Genomic DNA, 24916 nt, shown 5'->3' with positions numbered 1-24916 from the left:
AAAAACTTGCGTTAATATAAGATTATCCCGCAAAAAAACAAGAAACTTCATACCAATTGCATGAAGTTTCTCTATTTATTATTCTTGAAATAGTATTACAAAATCTCAATTTGATTTCTTAATAAATCCTCGAATTCGTCTCTTTTTCTAATTAAATGTGCTTTACCGTCTAAGAAAAGAACCTCTGCAGGTTTTAGCCTAGAGTTGAAATTGGTACTCATTTCAAAACCATACGCTCCAGCCGTGTGGAAAGCCAAAATATCGCCTTCTCTTACTTCATGCAGTTTTCTGTCCCATGCAAAAGTATCCGTTTCGCAGATATTTCCTACCACTGTATAAATTCTCTCGGCACCTTTTGGGTTGGATAAGTTTTCTATGGTGTGATAAGAATCGTAGAACATCGGACGAATAAGATGATTAAAACCAGAATTTACACCTACAAATACAGTTGCTGTAGTTTGCTTGATCACATTTGCTTTTACCAAAAGATAACCGCTTTTTCCTACCAAGAATTTCCCTGGCTCAAACCAAAGTTCGAATTTTTTCCCAGTTTCTTTCGTGAATTCAGAAATTGCTTTTTCCACTTTTTTACCCAAACCTTTCACATCTGTTTCCATATCAGATTCTTGATAAGGAATTTTGAAACCACTTCCCATATCCAAATACTTTAAGTTTGGGAAATGAACAGACAATTCTAGCATAATCTCTAGCGCTTGCAAAAAGACCTCAGGATCTTTTATTTCGCTCCCAGTATGCATGTGAAGACCTTCTACATTTAGATTGGTGCTTTTCATCACTCTTTCGATATGACGCATTTGGTGGATAGAAATACCAAATTTAGAGTCGATATGACCAGTTGAAATTTTATGGTTTCCTCCCGCGTAAATATGCGGATTGATTCTTACAAAAATAGGATAGGTATTCCCGAATTTGTTCCCGAATTGTTCTAAAATTGAAATATTATCGATGTTGATATGAACTCCGTGCAACATGGCCTCTTCTATCTCCGCAAGGTCTACACAATTGGGCGTGAAAAGTATTTTTTCTTTAGTAAAACCCGCTCTCAGTCCTAGTTTCACCTCATTGATGGATACACAATCTAAGGAAGCCCCAAGACTTTTTATATATTTTAAAATATTGATGTTCGTTAATGCTTTCGCCGCATAAAAGAACTTAGTATGTTTCAAGAAAGAAGACGTAAGTTTCTCGTATTGAGTTTTGATTGATTCTGCGTCATAAACATACAACGGCGTGCCATATTCATTGGCAATTTGTAGCAAATCTTTTGAATTCATAATTTTATTTTAACATAAAAAAAGGCAGATTCTTCGAGAAGAGTCTGCCGCAATATTATTTTTTTTATGCAAGACGACTCTTTTAGGTATTCCAAACCTTTGAAAACTTCACAGCTCCCTTCTTACCAGTTTGTTTCTGTCTAAAATTTTGCATTGCGTATTATTTTATGGTGCAAAAATACTATTTATTTTTGATACCTTGATTTTGAATCGATTTGGTTTCTCCAAAAATTTCCGAATTTTATAAATTGCACAATTATTTTGGCAGTGGCAAAGTCTCGAAATCACCTTTTAATAAAGCCAATTGCAAATCGTTTGTTAAATCCAAAGTTGAAAGTGGTAGATCTATTTTTAGTTTGTTAATTTTACTTAATGTTTGGATCTGAGTGAATAAATCGTAGAAACCGTAAGATTTTACCTTCCCATTCTCCATGATCAGAAATAACTTTTCTCCCAATTTTCTTCCTGCGCCCAACCAAAGCAGATTTTTATGTTTAAAATCTATTTTTAATTTTAAATTTTCTACCTCTACAAACTCTGGAAATTTCTCTATAAAACGTACCGCTTTTACACCTTGCGTAAAAGATTTAAATTTCAAAATAGGTTTCTGTTGCTTGTTGAGCAAATTTTTTTCTACAATATATCCATCATTCCTAAAATACAATCCGAAAGGCAAATGTTCTGCTTTCTTCCTATTTTTGGTATTTGAGATTAATTTAGCAATAATATCAGTCCCAGTAAGTTCAAAATTAATTTTAATAACTTCTTGTTGGATATCTTCCCACTTTTTAGATTTAGAATTAAATAGTTTTTTCGCAAACTTATTGATGTTCGTCACTTGATCCGAAAATATTATTTTTCCGTCTTCATTATGAAGATAAATAAAGCCTTTATCATGTGGCAAATCTTGGGTAAGATGCCTTATTTTGTTGATGTACGTCTTGGCATTTACCTCATCATGGTACTCTTGTATAATCTCATTTTTGGTATCTTTTGACACCAAAAGTTTAAATAATTCTAAAGTTGCTCTAGCATCGCCTTCTGCTCTATGCGCATTCAACAAAGGAATTCCTAAAGATTTTACCAACTTTCCCAAAGAATAACTTTCGGCATTAGGGATCAGCTTTTTGGCCAACGGAATAGTATCAATGGTATTAATAGTGAAAACATATCCCAACCTTTCAAAGGATTGGCGAAGCATTCTATAATCAAACTCGATATTATGTCCAATCAGGATGGTATCTTGCGTAATTTCAATCACTCTTTTAGCTAATTCATGAAATTTTGGAGCAGTTTTCACCATATTGGGTGTAATATTGGTAAGTTTTTGCACAAAAGGCGTAATATCACTTTCAGGATTAACCAAGGAAATAAATTGATCCACTATTTTCTGTCCATCAAACTTGAAAATGGCTATATCTATAATGCATTCTTTCCTAAAACCTGCACCATTACTCTCTATATCTATTATTGAATACATTGACATCTTGTTATTCTAAAAATCGTTTTGCCTCTCCTCAATCTTGAATCTAGTTTTTTGGGCAATTCTGCTAAAATAATAAAAAATAGATAAAAAACGCTGTTCCTATCTTTTTCTTCCTCCTAATCCAAACATTCCGAGTAAAGCCTTTGCGCCTTCCCTCATCAATGTATTAGCAAAGGTGCGGCCAGCACTACTTTTCATCACTTGCTCGAACATTCCTGGTTCTTCTTTTACAGGTTTTGTTTTTTGTGTTGGAGCTGAATTTTGTACCGCTTGCTCCATCCGAGAAGCCAATATTTCATAGGCAGATTCTGAGTCTATTGTTTTTTCATATTTCGATACCATGGTAGAATTAGAAGTCAGTTGATTAATTTCTTGGTCATTCAAAACATCCATTCTAGATTCTGGAGAAATAAGATACGTGTGTACCAATGGCGTAGGAATTCCTTTCTCGTCTAGAGCCGTTACAAAGGCTTCCCCAATTCCTAAATTTTGGATTAAATTGGAAGCATCATAAAATTCTGTAGTGGGATAATTTTCTACCGCTTTGGATATTTCTTTTTTGTCTTTTGCGGTAAATCCTCTCAACGCATGCTGAATTTTCAGTCCCAACTGCGACAATATATTTTCTGGTACATCTCCAGGAATCTGAGTGATAAAGTAAATACCAACCCCTTTAGAACGAATCAGCTTCACCATAGTCTCAATCTGTGAAACCAAAGCTTTAGAAGATTCATCAAAAATAAGATGTGCCTCATCGATAAAAAGTACCAATTTGGGTTTCCCACTATCTCCTTCCTCTGGAAACGTCATGTAGATTTCTGCAAAAAGAGAAAGCATAAACGTAGAAAATAGTTGAGGTTTTGTCTGGATATCAGCAACTCTCAAAATATTCACTACGCCTTTTCCATCTCTAGTTTCAAGCAAATCATGGACGTCAAAGCTCAATTCTCCGAAGAAATCTGCGCCACCTTGTTGTTCTAGTGATACAATTGATCTAAGTATAGCCCCTAATGAAGCCGAAGAAATAGATCCGTAATTAGCAGAAAGTTCAGATTTACCTTGTGCATCTGTAGTTACATATTGTAGCACTTTTTTTAGATCATTAAGGTCTATCAGAGGCAAACCTTTATCATCGCAATATTTAAAAACAATAGACATAATACTCTGCTGAGTATCATTAAGCACTAAAATTTTACTTAATAATATCGGACCAAATTCCGTCACCGTAGCTCTTAGTTTTACCCCTTTTCCACCAGAAATACTCATTAGCTCTACAGGAAAAGCTTGTGGATTGTATGGTAAACCTGTTTTTGCATATCTATCTTGCACAGAAGTACTTAGTTCTCCCGCTGTTGCAATCCCCGAAAAGTCACCTTTGATGTCTAATACCAAAGAAGGAATTCCTGCATGAGAAAGTTGTTCTGCAAATACTTGCAGGGTTTTGGTTTTTCCTGTTCCAGTGGCACCAGCTATCAAACCATGTCTATTGATGGTTTTTAGAGGAATTGTAACATTCACTTCGGGTACTACATTCCCATCTAGCATTCCTTTTCCTAGTATAATATGGTCTCCTTTGGGAGTATATCTTGCATTGAGTTCTTCTATAAATTTTGCTTGATCTGCCATTTGATTTTTTTTACAACTTATAAAGATAATTTTTTTTCGGAAGATGATAGAAATTTTCCTTAAATTATAGTATATAGATTTAATCTATTATTATCGTTAATTTATTTTATTAATTTTTAAAAAATAAACCCGATTTTTGTATGCTTATTTAATGAACAATAAAATTGTTACCCATCAAATGAAAATTGAACAAATATATACTGGCTGTTTAGCACAAGGCGCATACTATATCGTTTCCGAAAACGAAGCTGCGATTATAGATCCTCTAAGAGAAGTAAAACCTTATCTAGAACGTTTGGAAAAGGATAATGTATCTCTAAAATATATTTTTGAAACGCATTTTCATGCAGACTTCGTTTCTGGACATTTAGATCTAAGCAAAAATACCAATGCACCTATAGTGTATGGTCCCACTGCAGAACCTAATTTTGAAGCTATCATTGCTGAAGACCAGCAAATTTTTGAAATTGGTAAAATAAAAATTAAAGCCCTTCATACTCCAGGACACACGATGGAAAGTACCACGTACTTACTGATAGATGAAAACGGGGTTGAAACTGCAATCTTCACAGGAGATACTTTATTTTTAGGAGATGTAGGAAGACCAGATTTGGCACAAAAGGCAACCAATATGACACAGGAAGATCTTGCGGGCATTTTATACGATAGTTTACAAACCAAGATAATGCCTTTGGATGATAACATTACGGTATATCCAGCTCATGGCGCTGGTTCTGCGTGTGGTAAAAATATGCAAAAAGAAACTGTAGATATTTTGGGTAACCAAAAGAAAACCAATTATGCGCTGAATCAACCTGACAAAGAATCTTTCGTGAGAGAAGTTTTGGATGGTTTGTCTGCTCCACCAAAATATTTCGGAATGAATGTCGCTTTAAACAAAGGTGGGTACGAAAGTTTAGAAACTGTTTTAGACAAAGCGCTTACTCCCATAAATGTTGCAGATTTTGAAAAGTATGCTGAAGAAACTGGAGCACTTATTTTGGACACTAGAAGTCCTGTCGAGTTCCAGAAAGGTTTTGTTCCTAACGCAATTAATATCGGTCTGAAAGGGGATTTTGCTCCTTGGGTTGGTAATCTTATTGTAGATGTGAAACATCCTATATTACTTATTACAGACGTTGGAACAGAGGAAGAAGTAGTTACGAGATTGAGCCGTGTAGGTTTCGATAATGTAGGAGGATATCTAGAAGGAGGATTTTCTTCTTGGAAAGACTCTGGAAAAGAGATAGATGAGGTAAAGAGGATTTCACCTGAGGAATTTGCTGCTCAGTTTAATAAAGATTCTAAAGTAATTGATGTAAGAAAATTCACAGAATATGCTGCAGAACACATTGACAATGCGTATAATAAGCCCTTGGATGCTATTAGTGATTGGGTAAAAGATATTGATGACTCGGAGCATTTTTTCATCCATTGTGCGGGTGGCTATAGAAGTATGATAGCTGCAAGTATTCTAAACTCTCATGGCATTAGAAATTTCACCGAAATAGAAGGTGGATATAATGGAATTAAGAAAACAGAAAAATTTCCAACCACTGATTTTGTTTGTCAGTCTAAAACTTTATAAATGAACAAATTATTATTAGGATTTATAGGTACACTTTTTTTGGTCTTAACCTCTTGTACAACTGCAAAACCCGTTTCTTCAATTCCTAAATACAATATAAAGGAAATTGTAAAAAGTGAAGATGTAGTTTTATTAGACGTAAGAATTCCTGAGGAATATGCTGAGGCAACAGCCAATAATGCGATTAATATTCCGCTAGATAGTTTGCAAAACAATATAGAATCTCTAAAAGGGAAAAAAGTAGTAGTCTTCTGTAATCGTGGGATACAAGCAGATAAAGCGGTAGATTTATTGTCTAAAAATGGCATTGAAGTCTACGATGGAACCACATGGAAAAATGTAAAAGCCATTCAACAAGAAAAATAATAGAAAAGATGTCACAAAAATTTCAAGAAATTATAGATTCCGAAAGACCTGTATTGGTAGATTTTTTTGCTACTTGGTGTCAACCTTGCAAAGTACAATCTTCTGTACTGAATACAGTAAAAGAAAACGTAGGTGAAGCTGCAAGAATCATCAAAATTGATATCGACCAATATCCCGCAATTGCCAACCAATTTGGGGTAAGAAGCGTGCCAACAATTACCTTCTTCAAGCAAGGAGAACTTTTATACAAAGAAAGTGGCGTACACGATGTGAATACGCTCACTCAATTGATAAAACTATACTCTTAAACTGTGATTATTCACAGTTTTTTTATGTTTAAAATTGAATCTTAAAGTCATCTTTATCATTCAAAAATTGAAAATAATCTCTAAAATTAAAAAGATCAATTCTATTAAGCTCTGCCGAAATAATGTTTCCTTCTTTCTGAGAAATATCCGAGCCATCTGCAAGAAAACAATGCGAACTTTCTTTGTACAAAAGATTATTTCCGTCTGTACCAATTCTATTCAGTCCAAAAACAAAAGATAGATTTTCAATTGCTCGCGCTTTTAGTAGATGTTCCCAAGCTCCTACTCTTTTTTCTGGCCAATTGGCGACGTATAAAATAACATCATAGTCATCATTATTTCTAGAAAAAACTGGAAAACGCAAATCATAGCACACTTGCAAAAGAATTCGGAAACCCAAATATTCTACAATAACCCTTTCTTTTCCTGCGGTGTACACATTATTTTCCCCCGAAAAAGAAAACAAATGCCTTTTATCATAAAAAGCAACCTCGCCATCTGGTTTTACAAAATACATTCGGTTGTAATATTTACCATTTTTTTCTACAGGTGCCGATCCGCAAAAAGCAGCATTTTTTTGCTTCGCCATTTTTTTTAGAAATTCCAAAGACTCCTCATTACGGTCTGCAACATCAGAAGCATCCATACAAAAACCAGTAGAAAACATCTCTGGTAGCAAGAAAAGATCTGCCTTCTCTTGTGCCAAATAATTTTCTATGTTTAGGAAGTTTTGGGTTCTATCTTTCCAAACGATATCCAAATTGATGCCTGTAATCTTCATAATTTCTTGTAAATACTTGTATAAAATTACAATTAATAATTGATTTCGGTTTTATATTTGATGCTAATAATTTTTCAAAATCATTTTAAACAAAATAAAAATCTATGAAGAAATTGGTATTTATGGGGATGGCAATGCTTACCGGAGCCTTTGCAAATGCACAAGCGTACACAGGAAAAGGAGATCAAAAAGTAAATTTGGGGCTTAATGCTTATGGCTATGGTACTGGTATTACTGCTACTTATGACTACGGGCTCAATCAGCTTATTTCTGTGGGAGGTGGCGCCAACGCATATTTTGATGGGTACAAAGACAATAATAAAGACAACAGAGTATTTGTTTTCGGGAGAGTAAATTTCCACTTAAGTGAGGCTTTAGATTTACCTGCGAAATTTGATCTTTACCCAGGGGTAAACCTTGGAGTTTTGGGCAAAGATTTTGGGATTGGAGCGCATATTGGTGCACGATATTTTTTCACAGACAAAATTGGCGTTTTTGCTGAAGTTGGTAATAATGGAAGTCTGGGTGTTTCTTTCAATTTTTAGAAAAACACTACATAAGTGACAAAGCTTCTCGTGATGAGGAGTTTTTTTATTTGGCATCATTTTGATAATTGTTACCTTTGCAATTAAAATCTAAAAACAATTAATGGAATTAGCAATTAAGATCTTTCAATTTATATTAAGTATATCAATATTAGTGGTTCTACACGAACTTGGGCATTTCTTGCCTGCAAAATATTTTAAAACCAAAGTAGAAAAATTCTATTTATTTTTTGATCCTTATTTTTCTATTATAAAAAAGAAAATTGGCGAAACAGAATATGGTATCGGATGGCTTCCATTCGGTGGATATGTGAAAATTGCTGGGATGGTAGATGAAAGCATGGATACCGAACAGTTGAAACAACCTGCACAACCTTGGGAATTTCGTGCAAAACCAGCTTGGCAGAGATTAATCATTATGCTAGGAGGAGTCACTGTCAATTTTTTCTTGGCTTGGTTGATCTACGGATGTCTTTCTTTCTTCAATGGAGAAACTTCTTTTGATACTACCAAAGTGAATGCACCCATGCACTATACTAATGTAGCAAAAGCTATGGGTTTCCAAGATGGTGATGAAATCTTGAAAGTCGACGGAAAAGTACAAAACAATCTAGATAAATTGGCGCTTGATGTATTATTAAGTGACGAAATTACGGTAAAAAGAAATGGTAAAGAAGAAACTTTTGCTACCAATGATGATGGTAAAGCAATGGCTTTTAAAGATGAAAATCCAAAAGCATTTCTTACTCCAAGATTCTCAGCTATTATCGATACTATCGTAAATCCAAAAACTATGGAAGCTGGATTGAAAATAGGTGACGAAATAGTTTCTGTAAATGGAGAAAAGATAGCATACTATGATGAGTTACAACAAGCTATTATCAAAAATCCAGGTAAAAACATTAATGTAGACGTGATAAGAGCTGGCGCAGTAGAACCATTGGTTTTACCTGTTTCTGCGGATGGAACATTAGGGATATCATCTGACAAGCAGATGACAAAATTCTATGAAACCAAGCATTTTTCTTTCGTTGAGTCTATTGGCAGAGGATTTACTAGAAGTATAGAAAGCTTAACCTATCAAGTAAAACAGTTCAAACTAATCTTCAATAGAAAAGTACAAGGGTATAAAAAAGTAGGTGGACCAATTGCTATCATAAACAATATGCCTGTGGACAAAGCTAGCGATGGTACCGTATCTGTGGATTGGACAGCATTCTGGAGTTTTACAGCAATGTTCTCAGTTTGGTTAGCATTTTTGAATCTTATTCCTATCCCAGGATTGGATGGTGGTCACGTTATTTTCACTTTATACGAAATGATTGTAGGAAAACCTGTTCCACAAAAAATACTAGAAAATGCACAGATGGTAGGTGTTATCTTCCTGTTAGGCTTAATGTTAGTCATCTTCGGGAATGATATTGTGAAAATTGTGATGAATAAATTTTAAATATTTTTAAATATTTTTAAATAAATATTTGCACGGTACAAATATCTGTCCTATATTTGCACCACCTAAAAATAAGGACATTCCTCCTTAGCTCAGTTGGTTAGAGCATCTGACTGTTAATCAGAGGGTCCTTGGTTCGAGCCCAAGAGGAGGAGCGTAAAGACTTACATTTATTTGTAAGTCTTTTTTTTGCTCTAAACTTTTATGAATTTTAATTTTTATAAAATATTTTTAAAATTTAATTTACTGAAAAATAATACAATAGCACATTTTACCCGATAGATGCTAGAAAATATTTGCAAGATTTAATTTTTCGTTTTATATTTGCAAAACCTAAAACAGAGGACATTCCTCCTTAGCTCAGTTGGTTAGAGCATCTGACTGTTAATCAGAGGGTCCTTGGTTCGAGCCCAAGAGGAGGAGCGTAAGACTTACATTTATTTGTAAGTCTTTTTTTTGGTTTCTAATTTCCCTTTTCATTCATTCGGTATTGATTTATCACACTTCAGGTTGTATTTACGTCAAATTCATGCTTCGAATTTCGTTACATTTGCCATTTGTAACTAAAAATTAAAAGTCCTTAAAAAACTTTTAAAATAAAAAAATAACAGCACGCTTTTTGTTTAAGCCATTGCACGAAGAAACACATGATGTCAACCAAGAATTTAAAATTTTATTTCAGCTATACTTTCCTACTCCTTCTTACTAGCTTTTTATCCGCACAGAATACCGCTTCAGGTAAAATTGTAGACGAGAAGACCCATAAAGAAGTAATTGCAGTTTCTGTATTCATTAACGACAGTAATACGCCTACACTTGTTACCACCACCGGAAATTTCAGCATACAATCTGATAGTATTATATATAAATTGAAATTCTTAAAGAAAAATTACGCCTTAGAAACCGTTGACATTTCAGCCGAAAATAACAATAACCTCGTGATACAGCTTTCTTCTGAAAAAGTGAGTAGCATACAGGAAGTGGTGATCCACAATGAGAAATCAAAATTTAAAAATAAAAAAGAAAATCCCGCATACAAGATTATGCAGGAAGTGTGGAAGCGTAAAAGAAATAATGGGCTAGACAAATTCGATACATATACTTATAACGAATACGAAAAAATACAATTTGACGCTAATAATCTAGATAGTGCTTTTATGCACAAAAAGATTTTCAATAAACTAGATTTCATTTTCGATTATGCAGATTCCACCGCAAGAGGAAAGATGGCACTTCCCATCTTTCTAAATGAGGCGATGTATAAAAATTATGGCGAAAATAAACCTAGCAAGAAGAACAAGAAACTATTAGTTGCGCAGAAAACTTCAGGTTTCCAAGATAATCAGATTATTACGCTTACTGCAAAAAACTTGTACCGAGACATCAATATCTATGATAATACTCTGAATTATTTTGATATCGGTTTCCCTTCTCCAGTCGGTACAGACGGATTCAGCACATATGATTACAATTTGGTGGATACTATTTCGGTAAGAGGTCAAGATGCCTACAAAATACGCTATCTCCCAAAAAGAACAGAAGTTTTGGCCTTCCAAGGATATTTATACATCGATACGGATTCTTATGCTGTTTTGGGCGCTACTTTGAAATCTACGAACAAAATAAACGTCAACTTTATCAATGCTATTTCTACAGAGCTAGAATATGACAATCCTGATGACCAGACTTTTTTACCCAAAAAATTTATAACTGAAATAGAGATGACACCATTCTCTAAAAAGAAAACCTCTAAAAGTATTGTAGCGAAGAGAAGCGTTGATTACTCCGACTACGAATTTAACAAACCATTAGAAGCTTCTGTCTTTACAAGAAAAGAGGAAGAATACGATAATAAATTTGTAGATAAAGATGATGCCTATTGGGCACAAGCAAGACCCGACTCTTTATCCAAAGCTGAACAAGGTGTCTACAACATGCTCGATCAGCTTCAGAAAACACCCAAATTCAACCGTATGGTGAAGATCTATGAAACATTAGGATCTCAGTATTATAATGTGGTAAAAGGTATTGATATTGGCCCTATCTTCTCTATCTATGGTAAGAATGAAGTGGAAGGCGATAGAATACGTTTGGGTGCAAGAACTTACTTTACTCAAAATGATCCTTGGAGAATACAGTTCTACAATGCTTATGGCTTCAAAGACAAGCAATTCAAATATGGCGTAGAAGGTAAGTACATGTTCAATAGAGTGAATCGTTTTACTTTGGGAGCTGGTACAAGAAGAGATATTATGCAGTTGGGTGTACAACTAACAACGGATGACGGGATTATGTCTAGATCATTTGCTTCTTCTACGGTTTTTGCAAGAGGTGAAAACGCATCATTAAGTTCTGTAAACCAAACCAACGTTTTTGCTTCCATAGAACCTTGGAAAAACTTCCAAATAAAACTTGACGGAACACTACAAAGTATAAAATCGGCAAATCCAGACGGATTCAATTTGATGTATTACAGAAATGGTGATTTAAGAAAAACAGTGAATGATTCTCATGTGACCCTAAGCTTAATTGCTAGACCTGGTGCAAAATTTTCTCAGACTGGAGTAGATCGTTATGAACACGGTACCTTGGCACCCACTATCGTTTTGAAGTATACAAGAGGAATAGAAGGCTTATTTAATGCTGATTATAATTACAATAAACTACAGTTTATGTTTTACAAACCTATGCTGATAGGAAGTTGGGGGAAAATGCTATTTAATTTCGAAGCAGGTAAAAACTTTGATACCGTACCTTTGGCACTACAAAATGTAATCCCTGGAAACCAATCTTATGGTTTGGTACAAAATACATTTGCTCAGCTAAACTATTATGAATTTGTTGCAGATACTTACACTACCCTTCACTTAGAGCACCATTTTAACGGAAAAATATTATCATACATTCCTTTAATTAAAAAATTAAAACTAAGAGAAGTGGCGTTTATCAGAGGAGCTTATGGAACTTTGAGTGATGCCTCTAAAAACATCAATGTCGATGGCATGAAATACTCTGCTCCAGACCAACAAATCTATTACGAATACGGATTTGGGATAGAGAATATTGGATTCGGGAATATTAGAATTTTCAGGGTAGATTTCAACTGGAGAGGAAACTATATGGATAGACCAGAAGCCAATAAATTTGGGATAAAAGCAGGATTCCAGTTTGGGTTTTAAGATTTCTCAACAATGTATTTCTTTAGCCAGTGGAACCTTGATGTCGTTTACATATTACGAAATTGTATTCTTTATTTTAGTCTTAGCGATTAATATTTATCTATTCAAAATTAGAAAAAAATCAAGCTAAATCGCTTCACGAAAATATCTATATTTTTGCTTTTCTCTATATTGATTCCTTACACATCAAACACAATTGAAGCTAAAAACATATATAAAAAATATACAATCGTTGATCGCTTTAATCTTTGGTATCTTCTCTTCAAATATCCTGTTTGGCGGTTAATAGGGATTATAGAAATATTATTCTTATCAAAATTGCAAGAAAAAAAATCTGTTACAAATTTTTAGAACATAAAAAAATCCTCAGCAATAATGCTGAGGATTTATTTTTATAAAACGCTTGTTAATTATGCGTTTGGTTCAATAGATACGTATGATCTGTTGTTTGCTTTCTTTCTGAAAACTACTTTACCGTCTACAAGAGCGTGTAAAGTGTGATCTTTACCCATACCAACGTTTTCACCTGGGTGATGTTGAGTACCTCTTTGTCTGATAATAATGTTACCAGCAATAGCGTCTTGTCCACCGAAAATCTTCACACCTAATCTTTTAGAATGAGATTCTCTACCGTTTTTGGAACTACCAACTCCTTTCTTATGTGCCATTTTATTTTAAGGTTTTTTGGTTAAACAATTATTCTGCGCTTTCAGCGTCAGCTTTTTTAGTTGTTTTTTTAGCAGGCTTCTCTGCTTTTTTTCCTTCAAATCCTGTAATACCAGTGATTTTGATTTGAGTAAGAGATTGTCTGTGTCCGTTTTTCACTTCATAACCTTTTCTTCTTTTCTTTTTGAAGATGATTACTTTATCAGCTTTTACGTGCTCTAAGATCTCTGCCTCTACAGTGATACCGCTTACAGCTGGGGCGCCTACAGTGATTGCTCCGTTTACAGTAAGTAAGATTTTATCGAAAGATACTTTTCCTCCTTTATCTCCTTTCAAACGGTTCACAAACAACTTCTGGTCTTGCTCAACTTTATATTGAAGCCCTGCTATTTCTACAATTGCAAACATTGTCTATAAATTTTTAGTTAATTCGAGGTGCAAATGTACTGATTATATTTCAATTAAGTAAGACAAATTTTATTTTTGTATGATTTTAAATAAAATTAATTCCTTTTTATTGTGGAATATCGTATTGCTAATAATTGTACTTTTGAAAATTATATTCAATCTATATGCAAAGAGACCTCTATATTGATTTTGCCAAAGGTTTGGCAACCCTTTCTATTATATTTATACATACTGCATTTTGGTCGGGGCAATTTTACATTATCCCAGAGATTCGAGTTTTTTCTTTGGTTTTCGATGTGGCACTTTTTTATGCATTAAGTGGAGTAACTTCGGGTAACAATATCGAGAAAACCCTTTATAGATTGCTCAAATTGCAGATTACCTACATGATTTTTGTAACGCTGCTTTTCTTCCTCGATTATTTTTTTAAAGTTTTTGGGCTTACCTTTTTTTCTTTAGAATGGCTTCAGAGCTTCTACTCTACTTTTGGATCTAAATATTCGGCAACAAGTGTATCTACCAGTCCACAGTGGCAAAATCTCGGAAATTGGTATTTACACGAATACACCAATGCAGATACTTTCCCGGTAGTAATGGGAAGTTTTTGGTATCTGAAAGTCTATTATATCCTTACCGTGTTTGGCGTTTTAATTTTAAAATTCTTTCCAAAACACATCAATTGGTTTTTAGGAATTTGCATAGCTTTAACAATCTTATTTAATGTTTTCCCAGAATATTATCCCAACGGGCAAGTTGGATATGTAGCTTTCTACATGGCTATATTTCTGATTGGAAACAAAATGAAAGGAAAAAAAGTCCCTACAAAGATGATTCCGGTACTTTACGGATTGGTTGCCGCAGCTCTATTTTGGATGTTTTGGTACTACGGAAATGAAATATTTTTCAAAATCAACAAAAAGAAATTCCCGCCACAAACGCCATATATTATCTGGACTTTCTTCTCTTTGACGACGTTGTTTGTTTTTTACAACCGTTTAAAAATTACAAAAGACAACTTCATCACTTATATCGGGAAAAATGCAATTTTCTTTTATTTTGGCCAGGGGATTAGCTCTTCATTGGTTTATTTTCTTGTTGTTCCGATGAAAGAATCTTTAGAATGGTGGATTCTAATGCCTATTATATATACTATAAATGTGATATTAGCGTTTGTTATCTCTGCAGGATTAAAGAAAGTAGATACAACGGGCTGGAATATTTTAGCTTATTTACGCAAAAAAACCGCACATTTATAGCGCGGTTTTTAACATGATTAAGTGTCTAGTCCTTAATTCTTATTAGAATTTCCTCTTACAATGATAGCAATTAAAATGATAAATAGAATAGCTCCAACTACCCAATAGATAGGATTAGAATACCATTCTTCCGTTGTAGTAGTGGTAGTACCCGTAGTAGTAACTTTTACCCTAGTGTCTGCTGAATTCCCAGAATCTTGTGCAAAAGATAATACTCCGAGGAATAAAGAAAAAATAGAAATCGATAACCTTTCAAGGCATTTTGTAAATATTTTAGTATTCATAGTAATATTTTTTTATGATAATTCAAAACATCCAACATTGTGCCACGAATATAAAAATAAAAAAAAAAAAAAAACAATTATCAATAAATTACATGCAGTAACATTTCATTTTTATTAATTAAATTTACACCAAATTATTCACAACAATGTTCAAACTGAAACTTCCTACCGACCCTAGGTGGGCAAATATTGCAGAGGGAAATCTACAGGAAATACTTACAGACCATGCTTGGTGTGAGCAAAAAGCAGCAACCAATGCTATTGGTCTTATTACCATGCTTCCAGAACGTCCAGATATTGTGACGGAACTTTTGGCGATTGCACAGGAAGAGTTAGAACATTTTGGACAAGTTTTAGAAATCATCAAAAAACGCGGTTATATTTTTGGGCGTACCAGAAAGGACGATTATGTAAACGAGTTGGTAAATTTTATCCAAAAAGGTGGACATCGAGATACAATGATTGTAGACAAAATGCTTTTTGCTGCCATGATAGAAGCTAGAAGTTGCGAAAGATTCAAAGTTTTAACAGAAAATATTCAGGATGAAGAATTACGAATATTTTATAAAGAGTTAATGATTTCTGAAGCCAACCATTACACTACTTTCATTGGGTTTGCCAGAGAATTGGGCGAGCCAGAAGCAGTAAACAAAAGGTGGGAAGAATGGCTAGAATATGAAGCCAAAGTAATACAATCTTACGGTAACAAAGGAAGCATACACGGATAAAAAATTGAAGAAACCAACAGCTGAAAATATGACCAATATGTTCTTGAAAAATTTTTTTCAAGGATTACTAATCATTGGTCCCATTGGATTAACCATATTTGTTATTTGGTATATTATATCTTCCATAGACAATATTATACCTTCTGTCGCCAAAGAAATTCCTGGGCTCGTTTTCGTATCCACATTAGTTGCCACTGCGTTGTTGGGTTATCTAGGTAATAAATTCGTAGTTGGGCGTTTCTTCGTTGATGCTATCGATCGTATTTTAGAGAAAACTCCAGGTATTAAACATATTTATTCGCCTACAAAGGATGTAATGTCTTCATTTGTTGGTGATAAGAAAAAATTCAACGATCCTGTTTGGGTAAAAACCAACGAAAATCCGGAAATCTGGAGAATTGGTTTTCTTACACAAAAAGAAATGGCGGATGTAGAAAAGCAAAATTATGTTGCAGTGTATCTACCTCATTCTTATGCCATATCTGGATGGGTTATTGTAACCGAAGAAAAAAATATAAAACCTGTAATAGGGATGAATGCAGCTGCAGCAATGAAGTTTGCGGTAAGTGGTGGTGTAGCAGGTTTTCATTCTGATGAAAACGTTTTTAAAGCTCCAGAATAATTTTCTTTATTCATTTTAAAACATCTTTTATTTAGAAATTCTTTTTCATAATCTACTACTATAATTAATACTACATACTCATGAAACTACCTTATGCAGAACCATTTCGTATAAAAATGGTTGAAGAAATCCGTCAATCCACCAGAGGAGAACGAGAAATTTGGCTTAAAGAAGCAAAGTTTAATTTATTTAATCTAAAATCTTCACAAGTTTTTATAGATCTTCTTACAGATTCTGGCACCGGAGCGATGTCAGATACTCAGTGGGGAGCAATAATGACGGGCGACGAAAGCTATGCAGGCTCTCGTTCTTTTGAAGAATTACACAATACTGTACAATCTATTACTGGATACAAATATTTACTTCCTACTCACCAAGGAAGAGCCGCTGAAAATGTTTTGTTTTCTGTATTGGTAAAAGATGGCGACATTGTACCCGGAAACTCTCATTTTGACACTACAAAAGGACATATTGAAATAAGAAAAGCACATGCTATAGATTGCACTATAGATGAAGCTTTTGATATAAATGATCTGCACCCTTTTAAAGGAAATATCAATTTAGAGAAACTAGAAGAAGTCTATAAAAAGTATCCAAAAGAGCAAATACCGTTTTGTTTGGTAACAATTACTTGTAATTCTTCCGGTGGGCAACCTGTTTCGCTTGAAAATATGAAGGCAGTTAAAGAACTTTCAGATCGCTACGGAATTCCGGTTTATTTTGATTCTGCGAGATTTGCCGAAAATGCTTATTTCATTAAGAAAAGAGAAGCTGGACAAGAAAACAGAACCATCAAAGAAATTGCCAAAGAAATGTTTTCTTATGGTGAAGGGATGACCATGAGTTCTAAAAAAGACGGATTGGTAAACATTGGTGGATTTATAGCTTTAAATGATGAAGAATTGTACAAAAAAGCTTCAAATTTTACCATTATTTTCGAAGGTTTTATCACCTACGGCGGTATGGCGGGAAGAGATATGGCAGCTTTGGCTGTTGGACTAAACGAAGCTACAGAATTTGCTTACCTTGAAAGCAGAATTTCTCAGGTAGAATATCTAGGAAATAAGCTTATAGAATATGGAATTCCGATACAAAAACCCATCGGTGGACACGCTGTTTTTATTGATTCTTTAAACTTTTTGCCAAATGTTTCTCGTTCAGAATATCCAGCACAAACTTTAGGTTTAGAAATTTATAAAGAAGCAGGAATTAGAACGGTAGAAATTGGAACTTTATTGGCAGATAGAGATCCTGAAACCAGAGAAAACCGTTATCCAAAGCTAGAATTGGTGCGTTTGGCGATTCCTAGAAGAACGTACACCAATAATCACATGGATTACATCGCTGCAGCCGTGAAAAATGTGTATGAAAGAAGAAACGAAATCACAAAAGGATACCAAATTACATGGGAACCAGAAATTTTAAGACATTTTTCTGTGCATTTAGAAGAAGCTGATGGAATTGTAGAATTACAACCAAAATAAATAATTAGGGCGCAAAATCAAAGATTTTGCGCCCTAATTATATCTACTTAATAAATTTCACCAAATAAACTATTAAGTATCCCGAGAAAGCCAAAAGACTACCAAAACTAATAATAGATGGAAGATCCCACATATCCTGATAATATTTTGTAAATAATACAGCTGATGTCTGAACAACTAAAAGTAAGGCTAATGGTTTCATAATTTAATATTTTTTAATTATTTTTTGTAAATTTTTTAAGATATTTTATAAAAATTGCGATAATCGCTCCGAAGCAAATTCCCCAAAGGAAGGATTTCTTTACAATTTCTTTAATTTCTTCATTTCCGTAAGAAATCATCGTATCGAAAATGGAAGAACTAAAAAAACGAACAAAAATCAAGGCTATGATCAAAAATGGAATTGCTTTTACTAAAATGTTTTTAATATTTGGCTTCATAGTTTATTTCGTGATTTTTTTTAATAAAAAGGATAATATTACATAAAATAGGACTCCTGAGAGTAAACTTTGTATACAGATTTTTATTGTAGATTCTCCAATCTCTTGATCAAAGAAAAAACTGAAAGAAAAAAGAATTAGCACAAATACTGCGGCGGCAAGAAATAGTTTTAGACTCATCATGCTTTTTGATTTTTGAAAAAATTTCTAGTGATTTTAACCATCATTATTGTTACAGAAATATTTAGAAACAATAACACATAATTGCTTTGTACGTCTAATGGTTCTTGAAAAAAGTTTGTCATTGCGGTAAACAATATCGCTAAGTTGGTTGTATAGAGCATTATGCTTATAACAAATTGTGTTTTCGTTGGATTTGTCACCCAATTGGTTTTTTCCTTCATAATTTTATCAGTTTAAATTTTTAGGGTTTTATTTTGTTTCTGAGACAAATATATAATCGCAAAAAACCATTTTCCAAATCGTTAAAATTCCTGAGCTAAGTGAAAAGAAAATTTGTATATACGAAGAGAAAAATTATCTTTTCCAAAAGGAAAACAACCTTTCTAAAAAGAAAAATTTAAAATTTTAAGTATTGAATACCAACCCATTACCATCTGTATATATTTAATCGAAAAATTTCCGTTATTTTGCATACAATCTATACTATCAATGAGAAATCCTATACGGTTTTATATATTTATTTTGTTTTTAACTTTGTCTTTTGATGTAATAAAAGGACAGGAAAATACAAAACCTGAGACATTTTCAAAATTTGAAAAAATTCAGCAAGATATTTTTTCAACTACAGATAGAAAACAATCTTTTGCTCTTTCCCAACAATATGTTGAACTAGCAAAAGCTGAAAAAAATTCTAAAGAATTATTGAAGGCTTATGAAAACGCATCTGTAACAGCTACTGATAGCATTGGTATAAAATACGCAGATAGTATACTAAACTTATCAATTAAGCTAAAAGATCAAGTCGAAATTGGAAATTCATACTTCACAATAGGAAATAGAAGTCTACTGATTTTCGATTATAAAAAAGCAGCAGAATTTTCTGTTATATCTTACGATTATTTTAAAAGTCAAAATTCTGAAGAATTTGCAAGGAAATCTTTATCAACAATCGGAAAACTTAAATCTATTATAGGCGAGGATCAGGAGGCTCAAAAACTTTTTAAACACCAATACTTATACTTTAGAAAAAATCAAATAAACACCGATAATAAACTTTGGTATAGTAATTATTTAACTTTATTGATTCTGGCAAATGCAAAATTAAAATACCATAATGAAAATGAAACTTTAATTAAAGAATCTTACAGTTTTTATAAGGAAAACAAAGGTTTAAATTCTTCTAAATTTGCCGTATATATTACAGACGGTTCCAACGACTTTTACATGGGGAGATATGAATCTGCGATACTTAAGATAAAAACTGCTCTAGTTTTAATGAATAAAACAAATTATCAAGTTTCTGATAATTTTAATTTTCTTTTAGCACAGTGTTATTGGAAATCTGGACAAATAGAAAAAGCTTTCCCAATATTTAAACAGATAAGAGATAATTATTTTAAAACTAAAAAAACTTCTTTGGCTTTTCGGCCAGCTTTTGATTTTTTCACAGAATATTACAAAAAAAACGGAAATACGGAACAGCAATTGGCATCATTAAATGATCTTTTAGAATATGATAAATATGAAAAAGATATACGTAGCGACGTACAACTAAAGCTTAAAGAATTTGATGAAAAATATAAAATAGAAGAGGGAAATAATGCAGAAAAGAAACAGACCTTCAGCGACTTCATGAGTTACGCAATCATCTTTCTAAGTTCTCTTGCTGTAATTTATTATGTCATTAAGAAAGTAAAATCCAATAAGAAGCCTGAAATAAAAGAGTTTTCTGATGTTCACAATTTAAGGGATAAAAAATTTACAGAGGAAAATTTACAACCAAAAACCACAGAAAGTTTTCATGAGGACGAAATTGACTACAATTCGTACCGACCAATCAACAAACTTACTGTAGACCAAATCATCATTGCTATGAAAATGTTTGAAAAATCTTTAGGCTATCTTGAGCAAGATCTTAAATTGACTGCTTTGGCACAAAAATTCAATACAAACGACAAATATCTTAGTAAAGTAATCAAGATAAAAACAGGAAAAACCTTCAACGCATATCTTACAGATTTAAGATTTGAGTATCTTGATGAAAAACTTAAAACAGATCCTCAATTCAGAAACCAAAAAATCAAGGATATATCTTCAAAATTAGGTTTTGGAAGTCCTGAGTTCTTTGCTACGGCTTTTAAAGAAAAATATGGAAAATCACCCAAAGAATTTTTCGATTTATCATAGAAAAAAAAAATTTTAGAAACCTAAGACATTTTTCTGTGCATTTAGAAGAAGCATAATTTTTATATTTAAACGAGTATTAGTAGGGTTTAGAAGAAATTTCTAAACCCGATTTTTTTATGTAAACATCAGATTATTAAAAATTTAACTAAAAATAATTAGGTGAAATAAAAATTAATTCTACATTTGTAGAACAATATTGTAAAATGTAGAATATGAAAGAAATAAAACTGACTGATGCAGAAGAAGTAATCATGGAAATTCTTTGGGATAAAAAAAAGGTTTTCATGAAGGAGATTTTAGAAACGTACCCAGAACCAAAACCTGCAGTTACCACTGTTGCTACTTTGATAAAAAGGATGCAAAATAAAGAATTGGTAGGTTATACTCTTTTTGGAAATTCTAGAGAATATTATCCAAAAGTGGAAAAAAGCGATTATTTCAAAGAGGAAATGAATACGATGATCAATCGTTTTTTCAACAGTTCCGTATCGCAATTTGCTTCATTTTTTACGTCAAAAACAAAGATGAGCCAAAAACAACTGAAAGAACTTCGTGAGATTATAGACCAACAAATAGACGAATAACAATGGAAACCGTTATCATAAAAATAATAGGATGTTCGGGGATTGTATTAGGTTTATACTATGCATTTCTAGCGAAAGAAAAAACATTGGTTTTTAATCGTTTTTATCTGATAATCGGTATCGCTTTATCTTATATGATCCCATTTATCAGCATTGAACTAACAAAAAATGTTGCAGAAAAATCGATGTTAATTTTCGAACAAGAAAATCCACAATCTATTACTCATAACGTTGTACAAACAGAATCTGGAAGTTTAGATTTTCAGTTTTTACTTATGATAATTTATAGCGTTATCTGCGGACTGATGTTGGCTAAAATGCTTTATTCTATTTTTAAAATTAAAACTTTAAAAGGTAGAAAAATGAAGTATAAAGATCGAAATATCTTTCTGCTAGAGCAAGAAATGGCACCTTTTACCTTTTGGAACACTATTTACTTTTCCGAAAGTTATTTTAAAAATAATACTATTGATGAACGCATTTTTTTGCACGAGGAAGTTCATGTGAAGCAAAAACATACTGTAGACCTCCTGTTTATTGAGGTTATTAAAGCTTTTTCGTGGTTCAACCCATATATCTACTTGTACAAAAGTACAGTAATTACCAACCATGAGTTTATAGCAGATGAGGAAGTAATCTATCAAAATAAAAATATCAAAACCTATCAACAACTTATTTTAAATGAAGTTTTAGTACAACAAAATCTAAAACTTACGCATCAATTTAATTACAACAACACCAAAATACGATTTATTATGATGACTAAGAAAAATTCTAAGTTTGCCTTGGCAAAAAGATATGTGTCAATACCGGCGTTTGCTATTTTGACATTTGTGTTTGCAGAAAAAGTGTACGCAAATCCTACTTTATCCGAAGATAGCATTCCAAAGCAGGATTCTAACTACATTCAGCTTTTTGAAAAGGCTAAAAATATTGATCTATCTAAAAAAAATACTATTCTTACAGATACCATTACTCCTTCCAAATCAATAAAAGAAAATATTGATAAAGTTCACAAAGAGACCTCTACAAATCACGCTAACGTTTATAATAGTGAATCTAAAGGCATAACTAATCCTGAATATCCTGGAGGAATTAATATATTTAGAACTGAAATTTCAAAGAATTTTGATGGTTCTGTTTTCCCTTTAACTGAAAATGGTTTACACAGAGCTGAAATAAATTTTACGATAGAAAAGGATGGCTCGGTAACATCTATTTCTTCGATTGGAAATAATGAATTTTTCAATAAAGAAGCCACAAGAGTAATTAATAAGATTACTGAAAACGTAAAATGGAAACCCGCAACCAAGGATGGTGAGCCAATTGCCTATAGATTTAAACTTCCACTCACAATGAGTTTTGAATCGTTTAAAAAATAATAATTACAAAGAGTTCGGCATCGGACTCTTTTTTATTTGCTAAATTTGCAAGATGAAATTTAAGCTTCAATCAGAATATCAACCCACTGGAGATCAACCCACTGCCATAGAAAAATTGACGGAAGGTCTTAATATTGGCGAAAAATATCAGACTTTACTAGGAGTTACAGGTTCTGGTAAAACTTTCACGGTAGCTAACGTTATTAATAATGTACAAAAGCCTACTTTGGTTTTAGCGCATAATAAGACATTGGCGGCACAACTTTTTATGGAATTTAAAGAGTTTTTTCCAGATAATGCGGTTGAATATTTTGTAAGTTACTACGATTATTACCAGCCTGAAGCCTATATTGCAAGCTCGGGAACTTATATTGAAAAGGATCTGAGCATCAACGAAGAAGTAGAAAAACTTAGGCTTTCTGCGTCTGCAAGTTTGCTTTCGGGGAGAAGAGATGTCTTAATTGTAGCATCAGTTTCTTGCATCTATGGTATAGGAAATCCTACCGAGTTTCACAAATCTCTTATCTCACTAGAAATAGGAGAAAAAACAACGCGTACCGCATTACTTCATGCACTGGTTGAGGCTTTGTACTCTAGGACTTTGGGAGACTTTCAGCGTGGAACATTTCGTGTAAAAGGAGATGTGGTAGATGTATATCCTGCGTATGCTGATAATGGAGTAAGAGTTCAGTTTTTTGGAGACCAAATAGAAAAAATACAAAGTTTTGATCCACTAACAGGAAATGTAGATTCAGATTTTGACAAAATCCAGATTTATCCTGCCAACTTGTTTGTTACCTCAAAAGAAACTAGAAATGGTGCTGTGAGAAATATTCAAGATGATATGGTGAAACAAGTAGATTTCTTCCAAGAAATTGGCAAACCATTAGAAGCCAAAAGACTTCAAGAAAGAACAGAACTGGACCTTGAAATGATAAAAGAGCTAGGATATTGTTCTGGTATAGAAAACTATTCTCGTTATCTAGACGGTAGACTTCCCGGTACAAGGCCTTTCTGCTTGTTAGATTATTTCCCAAAAGATTATCTAATGATAATCGATGAAAGTCATGTTACAGTACCGCAAGTTCATGCGATGTACGGAGGCGATAGAAGTAGAAAAGAAGCTTTGGTAGATTATGGTTTTAGATTACCTGCTGCAATGGATAATAGACCCTTGAAGTTTGAAGAATTTGAGGCTATTCAAAATCAGGTGATTTATGTTTCTGCTACTCCAGCAGACTATGAGATGGAAAAAACTGGTGGCGCTTATATAGAGCAAATTATTCGTCCTACCGGATTATTGGATCCAATTATTGAAGTTCGTCCTACAATCAATCAGATAGATGATTTGATGGAAGAAATTCATAAAAGAGCTGCTGTTGACGAGAGGGTTTTGGTAACTACTTTAACAAAAAAAATGGCGGAAGAGTTGACGAAGTATTTCACAAAATTCGGGATTAGAACAAGATATATTCACTCAGATGTGGAAACGTTAGAACGTATACAGATTATGCAAGATCTTCGTTTGGGAGTTTTTGATGTTCTTATTGGGGTCAATCTTCTTAGAGAAGGTTTAGATTTACCTGAAGTTTCTCTTGTAGCAATTTTGGATGCAGATAAGGAGGGAATGCTGAGAAGTAGGAGATCTATGATACAGACGGTGGGTAGAGCCGCAAGAAACCTTAACGGAAGGGCCATATTGTATGCTGATAAAATTACAAAATCTATGGAATCTACTATTAATGAAACATTGTACCGTAGAGAAAAACAGATAAAATACAATGAAGATCACGGTAAAGTACCGATGGCTTTAAATAAAAAAATATCTGAAAATTTGGTAGGAAGAAGCAAAGATTTCCCTGATGCCAAATACACACAAAAACAAATTTTGCAAAAAGTAGCCGAAGTGAAATCTACCTATGCCACAGAAGATGTAGAGAAATTACTCGCACGAAAGCAAAAAGAAATGGAAGCTGCAGCAAAGAATTTAGACTTTATAAGAGCAGCACAATTGCGTGACGAGATATTAGCTTTGAAAGGGTAATTCTAATAATAATTTCGGCGGCAT

General features: G+C 33.2%; 23 protein-coding genes and 2 tRNA genes. 16 read left to right on the top strand and 9 right to left on the bottom strand.

Annotated features, from left to right (window positions below):
* Positions 1–95: 95 nt before the first annotated feature.
* From lysA to ACKI42_RS00505, 3 genes are all read right to left on the bottom strand, one after another.
* The gene (gene lysA, locus ACKI42_RS00515) at positions 96–1295 is read right to left on the bottom strand and encodes a diaminopimelate decarboxylase (protein WP_407401340.1); all 1200 of its coding nucleotides are present in this window, start codon (positions 1293–1295) and stop codon (positions 96–98) included.
* 256 nt (positions 1296–1551) lie between these two features.
* Positions 1552–2775, bottom strand: coding sequence for a PolC-type DNA polymerase III (locus ACKI42_RS00510; protein ID WP_407401338.1), 1224 nt, complete (start codon positions 2773–2775; stop codon positions 1552–1554).
* Positions 2776–2880: 105 nt separating this feature from the next.
* Complete coding sequence (locus tag ACKI42_RS00505) at positions 2881–4407, bottom strand: helicase HerA-like domain-containing protein (protein WP_407401336.1); 1527 nt, start codon at positions 4405–4407, stop codon at positions 2881–2883.
* A 178-nt stretch (positions 4408–4585) separates the two neighbouring features.
* Between ACKI42_RS00505 and ACKI42_RS00500 the strand changes: the two genes are divergently transcribed.
* The 3 genes from ACKI42_RS00500 to ACKI42_RS00490 are packed head-to-tail and all read left to right on the top strand — an operon-like array spanning position 4586 to position 6669.
* Complete coding sequence (locus tag ACKI42_RS00500) at positions 4586–5995, top strand: rhodanese-like domain-containing protein (protein WP_407401334.1); 1410 nt, start codon at positions 4586–4588, stop codon at positions 5993–5995.
* On the top strand, positions 5996–6361 hold the full coding sequence (locus ACKI42_RS00495; RefSeq protein ID WP_407401332.1) for a rhodanese-like domain-containing protein: 366 nt from the start codon (positions 5996–5998) through the stop codon (positions 6359–6361).
* An 8-nt stretch (positions 6362–6369) separates the two neighbouring features.
* The gene (locus ACKI42_RS00490) at positions 6370–6669 is read left to right on the top strand and encodes a thioredoxin family protein (protein ID WP_407401330.1); all 300 of its coding nucleotides are present in this window, start codon (positions 6370–6372) and stop codon (positions 6667–6669) included.
* Between the two features lie 28 nt (positions 6670–6697).
* On the opposite strand, the gene ACKI42_RS00485 is transcribed toward ACKI42_RS00490, so the two are convergent.
* Positions 6698–7450, bottom strand: coding sequence for a nitrilase-related carbon-nitrogen hydrolase (locus tag ACKI42_RS00485; RefSeq protein WP_407401328.1), 753 nt, complete (start codon positions 7448–7450; stop codon positions 6698–6700).
* 104 nt (positions 7451–7554) lie between these two features.
* On the opposite strand from ACKI42_RS00485, the gene ACKI42_RS00480 reads away from it, so the two are divergent.
* From ACKI42_RS00480 to ACKI42_RS00460, 5 genes are all read left to right on the top strand, one after another.
* Positions 7555–7995 (top strand): DUF6646 family protein, encoded by a 441-nt coding sequence (locus ACKI42_RS00480; RefSeq protein WP_407401326.1) that lies wholly within the window; start codon positions 7555–7557, stop codon positions 7993–7995.
* 103 nt (positions 7996–8098) lie between these two features.
* Positions 8099–9445, top strand: coding sequence for an RIP metalloprotease RseP (gene rseP, locus ACKI42_RS00475; protein ID WP_407401324.1), 1347 nt, complete (start codon positions 8099–8101; stop codon positions 9443–9445).
* 81 nt (positions 9446–9526) lie between these two features.
* A tRNA-Asn gene (locus ACKI42_RS00470) sits at positions 9527–9600 on the top strand.
* A gap of 194 nt (positions 9601–9794) precedes the next feature.
* A tRNA-Asn gene (locus tag ACKI42_RS00465) sits at positions 9795–9868 on the top strand.
* Positions 9869–10092: 224 nt separating this feature from the next.
* Positions 10093–12624 (top strand): DUF5686 family protein, encoded by a 2532-nt coding sequence (locus tag ACKI42_RS00460; protein WP_407401322.1) that lies wholly within the window; start codon positions 10093–10095, stop codon positions 12622–12624.
* A gap of 410 nt (positions 12625–13034) precedes the next feature.
* On the opposite strand, the gene rpmA is transcribed toward ACKI42_RS00460, so the two are convergent.
* Both rpmA and rplU read right to left on the bottom strand, forming a co-directional pair.
* Positions 13035–13292 (bottom strand): 50S ribosomal protein L27, encoded by a 258-nt coding sequence (gene rpmA / locus ACKI42_RS00455; protein ID WP_034677604.1) that lies wholly within the window; start codon positions 13290–13292, stop codon positions 13035–13037.
* A 28-nt stretch (positions 13293–13320) separates the two neighbouring features.
* Positions 13321–13698, bottom strand: coding sequence for a 50S ribosomal protein L21 (gene rplU / locus ACKI42_RS00450; protein ID WP_407401320.1), 378 nt, complete (start codon positions 13696–13698; stop codon positions 13321–13323).
* A gap of 164 nt (positions 13699–13862) precedes the next feature.
* Here rplU and ACKI42_RS00445 point away from each other — a divergent pair, with 164 nt between their 5' ends.
* Positions 13863–14954 carry an acyltransferase family protein gene (locus tag ACKI42_RS00445; protein WP_407401318.1) on the top strand — a complete coding sequence of 364 codons (1092 nt, stop codon included), beginning with the start codon at positions 13863–13865 and terminating at the stop codon, positions 14952–14954.
* A 32-nt stretch (positions 14955–14986) separates the two neighbouring features.
* On the opposite strand, the gene ACKI42_RS00440 is transcribed toward ACKI42_RS00445, so the two are convergent.
* Entirely contained in the window at positions 14987–15238 is a 252-nt protein-coding gene (locus ACKI42_RS00440; protein WP_407401316.1) for a hypothetical protein, read from the bottom strand.
* 146 nt (positions 15239–15384) lie between these two features.
* Here ACKI42_RS00440 and ACKI42_RS00435 point away from each other — a divergent pair, with 146 nt between their 5' ends.
* The 3 genes from ACKI42_RS00435 (at position 15385) to ACKI42_RS00425 (ending at position 18072) form a co-directional block, all read left to right on the top strand.
* On the top strand, positions 15385–15966 hold the full coding sequence (locus tag ACKI42_RS00435; RefSeq protein WP_407401314.1) for a tRNA-(ms[2]io[6]A)-hydroxylase: 582 nt from the start codon (positions 15385–15387) through the stop codon (positions 15964–15966).
* Positions 15967–15970: 4 nt separating this feature from the next.
* Positions 15971–16588, top strand: a complete 618-nt coding sequence (locus tag ACKI42_RS00430; protein WP_407401312.1) for a DUF502 domain-containing protein — start codon at positions 15971–15973, stop codon at positions 16586–16588.
* 80 nt (positions 16589–16668) lie between these two features.
* The gene (locus tag ACKI42_RS00425; RefSeq protein WP_407401310.1) at positions 16669–18072 is read left to right on the top strand and encodes a tryptophanase; all 1404 of its coding nucleotides are present in this window, start codon (positions 16669–16671) and stop codon (positions 18070–18072) included.
* Between the two features lie 43 nt (positions 18073–18115).
* Here ACKI42_RS00425 and ACKI42_RS00420 read toward each other — a convergent pair whose 3' ends face one another.
* Positions 18116–18274, bottom strand: a complete 159-nt coding sequence (locus ACKI42_RS00420) for a hypothetical protein (RefSeq protein ID WP_407401308.1) — start codon at positions 18272–18274, stop codon at positions 18116–18118.
* A 13-nt stretch (positions 18275–18287) separates the two neighbouring features.
* Positions 18288–18512 carry a hypothetical protein gene (locus ACKI42_RS00415; protein ID WP_407401306.1) on the bottom strand — a complete coding sequence of 75 codons (225 nt, stop codon included), beginning with the start codon at positions 18510–18512 and terminating at the stop codon, positions 18288–18290.
* A 672-nt stretch (positions 18513–19184) separates the two neighbouring features.
* Between ACKI42_RS00415 and ACKI42_RS00410 the strand changes: the two genes are divergently transcribed.
* The 4 genes from ACKI42_RS00410 to uvrB all read left to right on the top strand — a co-directional run bounded on the left by ACKI42_RS00410 (position 19185) and on the right by uvrB (position 24892).
* Positions 19185–20882, top strand: a complete 1698-nt coding sequence (locus ACKI42_RS00410) for a helix-turn-helix domain-containing protein (RefSeq protein WP_407401304.1) — start codon at positions 19185–19187, stop codon at positions 20880–20882.
* A gap of 212 nt (positions 20883–21094) precedes the next feature.
* The gene (locus tag ACKI42_RS00405) at positions 21095–21466 is read left to right on the top strand and encodes a BlaI/MecI/CopY family transcriptional regulator (RefSeq protein ID WP_407401302.1); all 372 of its coding nucleotides are present in this window, start codon (positions 21095–21097) and stop codon (positions 21464–21466) included.
* Positions 21467–21468: 2 nt separating this feature from the next.
* The gene (locus tag ACKI42_RS00400) at positions 21469–22848 is read left to right on the top strand and encodes a M56 family metallopeptidase (protein WP_407401300.1); all 1380 of its coding nucleotides are present in this window, start codon (positions 21469–21471) and stop codon (positions 22846–22848) included.
* Positions 22849–22900: 52 nt separating this feature from the next.
* Positions 22901–24892 (top strand): excinuclease ABC subunit UvrB, encoded by a 1992-nt coding sequence (gene uvrB / locus ACKI42_RS00395; RefSeq protein ID WP_407401298.1) that lies wholly within the window; start codon positions 22901–22903, stop codon positions 24890–24892.
* Positions 24893–24916 lie beyond the last annotated feature (24 nt).

Source organism: Chryseobacterium sp., from assembly GCF_045629545.1.
Lineage (GTDB): Bacteria > Bacteroidota > Bacteroidia > Flavobacteriales > Weeksellaceae > Chryseobacterium.
This window is presented reverse-complemented; position numbering and strand designations above follow the sequence as displayed.

Coding starts and splice junctions, on each gene's coding strand:
- ACKI42_RS00500 (WP_407401334.1), top strand. CDS start 4,586: ATGAAAATTGAACAAATATATACTGGCTGTTTAGCACAAGGCGCATAC.
- ACKI42_RS00460 (WP_407401322.1), top strand. CDS start 10,093: ATGATGTCAACCAAGAATTTAAAATTTTATTTCAGCTATACTTTCCTA.
- ACKI42_RS00400 (WP_407401300.1), top strand. CDS start 21,469: ATGGAAACCGTTATCATAAAAATAATAGGATGTTCGGGGATTGTATTA.
- ACKI42_RS00435 (WP_407401314.1), top strand. CDS start 15,385: ATGTTCAAACTGAAACTTCCTACCGACCCTAGGTGGGCAAATATTGCA.
- rseP (WP_407401324.1), top strand. CDS start 8,099: ATGGAATTAGCAATTAAGATCTTTCAATTTATATTAAGTATATCAATA.
- ACKI42_RS00425 (WP_407401310.1), top strand. CDS start 16,669: ATGAAACTACCTTATGCAGAACCATTTCGTATAAAAATGGTTGAAGAA.
- ACKI42_RS00480 (WP_407401326.1), top strand. CDS start 7,555: ATGAAGAAATTGGTATTTATGGGGATGGCAATGCTTACCGGAGCCTTT.
- lysA (WP_407401340.1), bottom strand. CDS start 1,295: ATGAATTCAAAAGATTTGCTACAAATTGCCAATGAATATGGCACGCCG.
- ACKI42_RS00510 (WP_407401338.1), bottom strand. CDS start 2,775: ATGTATTCAATAATAGATATAGAGAGTAATGGTGCAGGTTTTAGGAAA.
- uvrB (WP_407401298.1), top strand. CDS start 22,901: ATGAAATTTAAGCTTCAATCAGAATATCAACCCACTGGAGATCAACCC.
- ACKI42_RS00505 (WP_407401336.1), bottom strand. CDS start 4,407: ATGGCAGATCAAGCAAAATTTATAGAAGAACTCAATGCAAGATATACT.
- ACKI42_RS00415 (WP_407401306.1), bottom strand. CDS start 18,512: ATGAAGCCAAATATTAAAAACATTTTAGTAAAAGCAATTCCATTTTTG.
- ACKI42_RS00420 (WP_407401308.1), bottom strand. CDS start 18,274: ATGAAACCATTAGCCTTACTTTTAGTTGTTCAGACATCAGCTGTATTA.
- ACKI42_RS00490 (WP_407401330.1), top strand. CDS start 6,370: ATGTCACAAAAATTTCAAGAAATTATAGATTCCGAAAGACCTGTATTG.
- ACKI42_RS00405 (WP_407401302.1), top strand. CDS start 21,095: ATGAAAGAAATAAAACTGACTGATGCAGAAGAAGTAATCATGGAAATT.
- ACKI42_RS00440 (WP_407401316.1), bottom strand. CDS start 15,238: ATGAATACTAAAATATTTACAAAATGCCTTGAAAGGTTATCGATTTCT.
- ACKI42_RS00410 (WP_407401304.1), top strand. CDS start 19,185: ATGAGAAATCCTATACGGTTTTATATATTTATTTTGTTTTTAACTTTG.
- ACKI42_RS00495 (WP_407401332.1), top strand. CDS start 5,996: ATGAACAAATTATTATTAGGATTTATAGGTACACTTTTTTTGGTCTTA.
- rplU (WP_407401320.1), bottom strand. CDS start 13,698: ATGTTTGCAATTGTAGAAATAGCAGGGCTTCAATATAAAGTTGAGCAA.
- ACKI42_RS00485 (WP_407401328.1), bottom strand. CDS start 7,450: ATGAAGATTACAGGCATCAATTTGGATATCGTTTGGAAAGATAGAACC.
- ACKI42_RS00445 (WP_407401318.1), top strand. CDS start 13,863: ATGCAAAGAGACCTCTATATTGATTTTGCCAAAGGTTTGGCAACCCTT.
- rpmA (WP_034677604.1), bottom strand. CDS start 13,292: ATGGCACATAAGAAAGGAGTTGGTAGTTCCAAAAACGGTAGAGAATCT.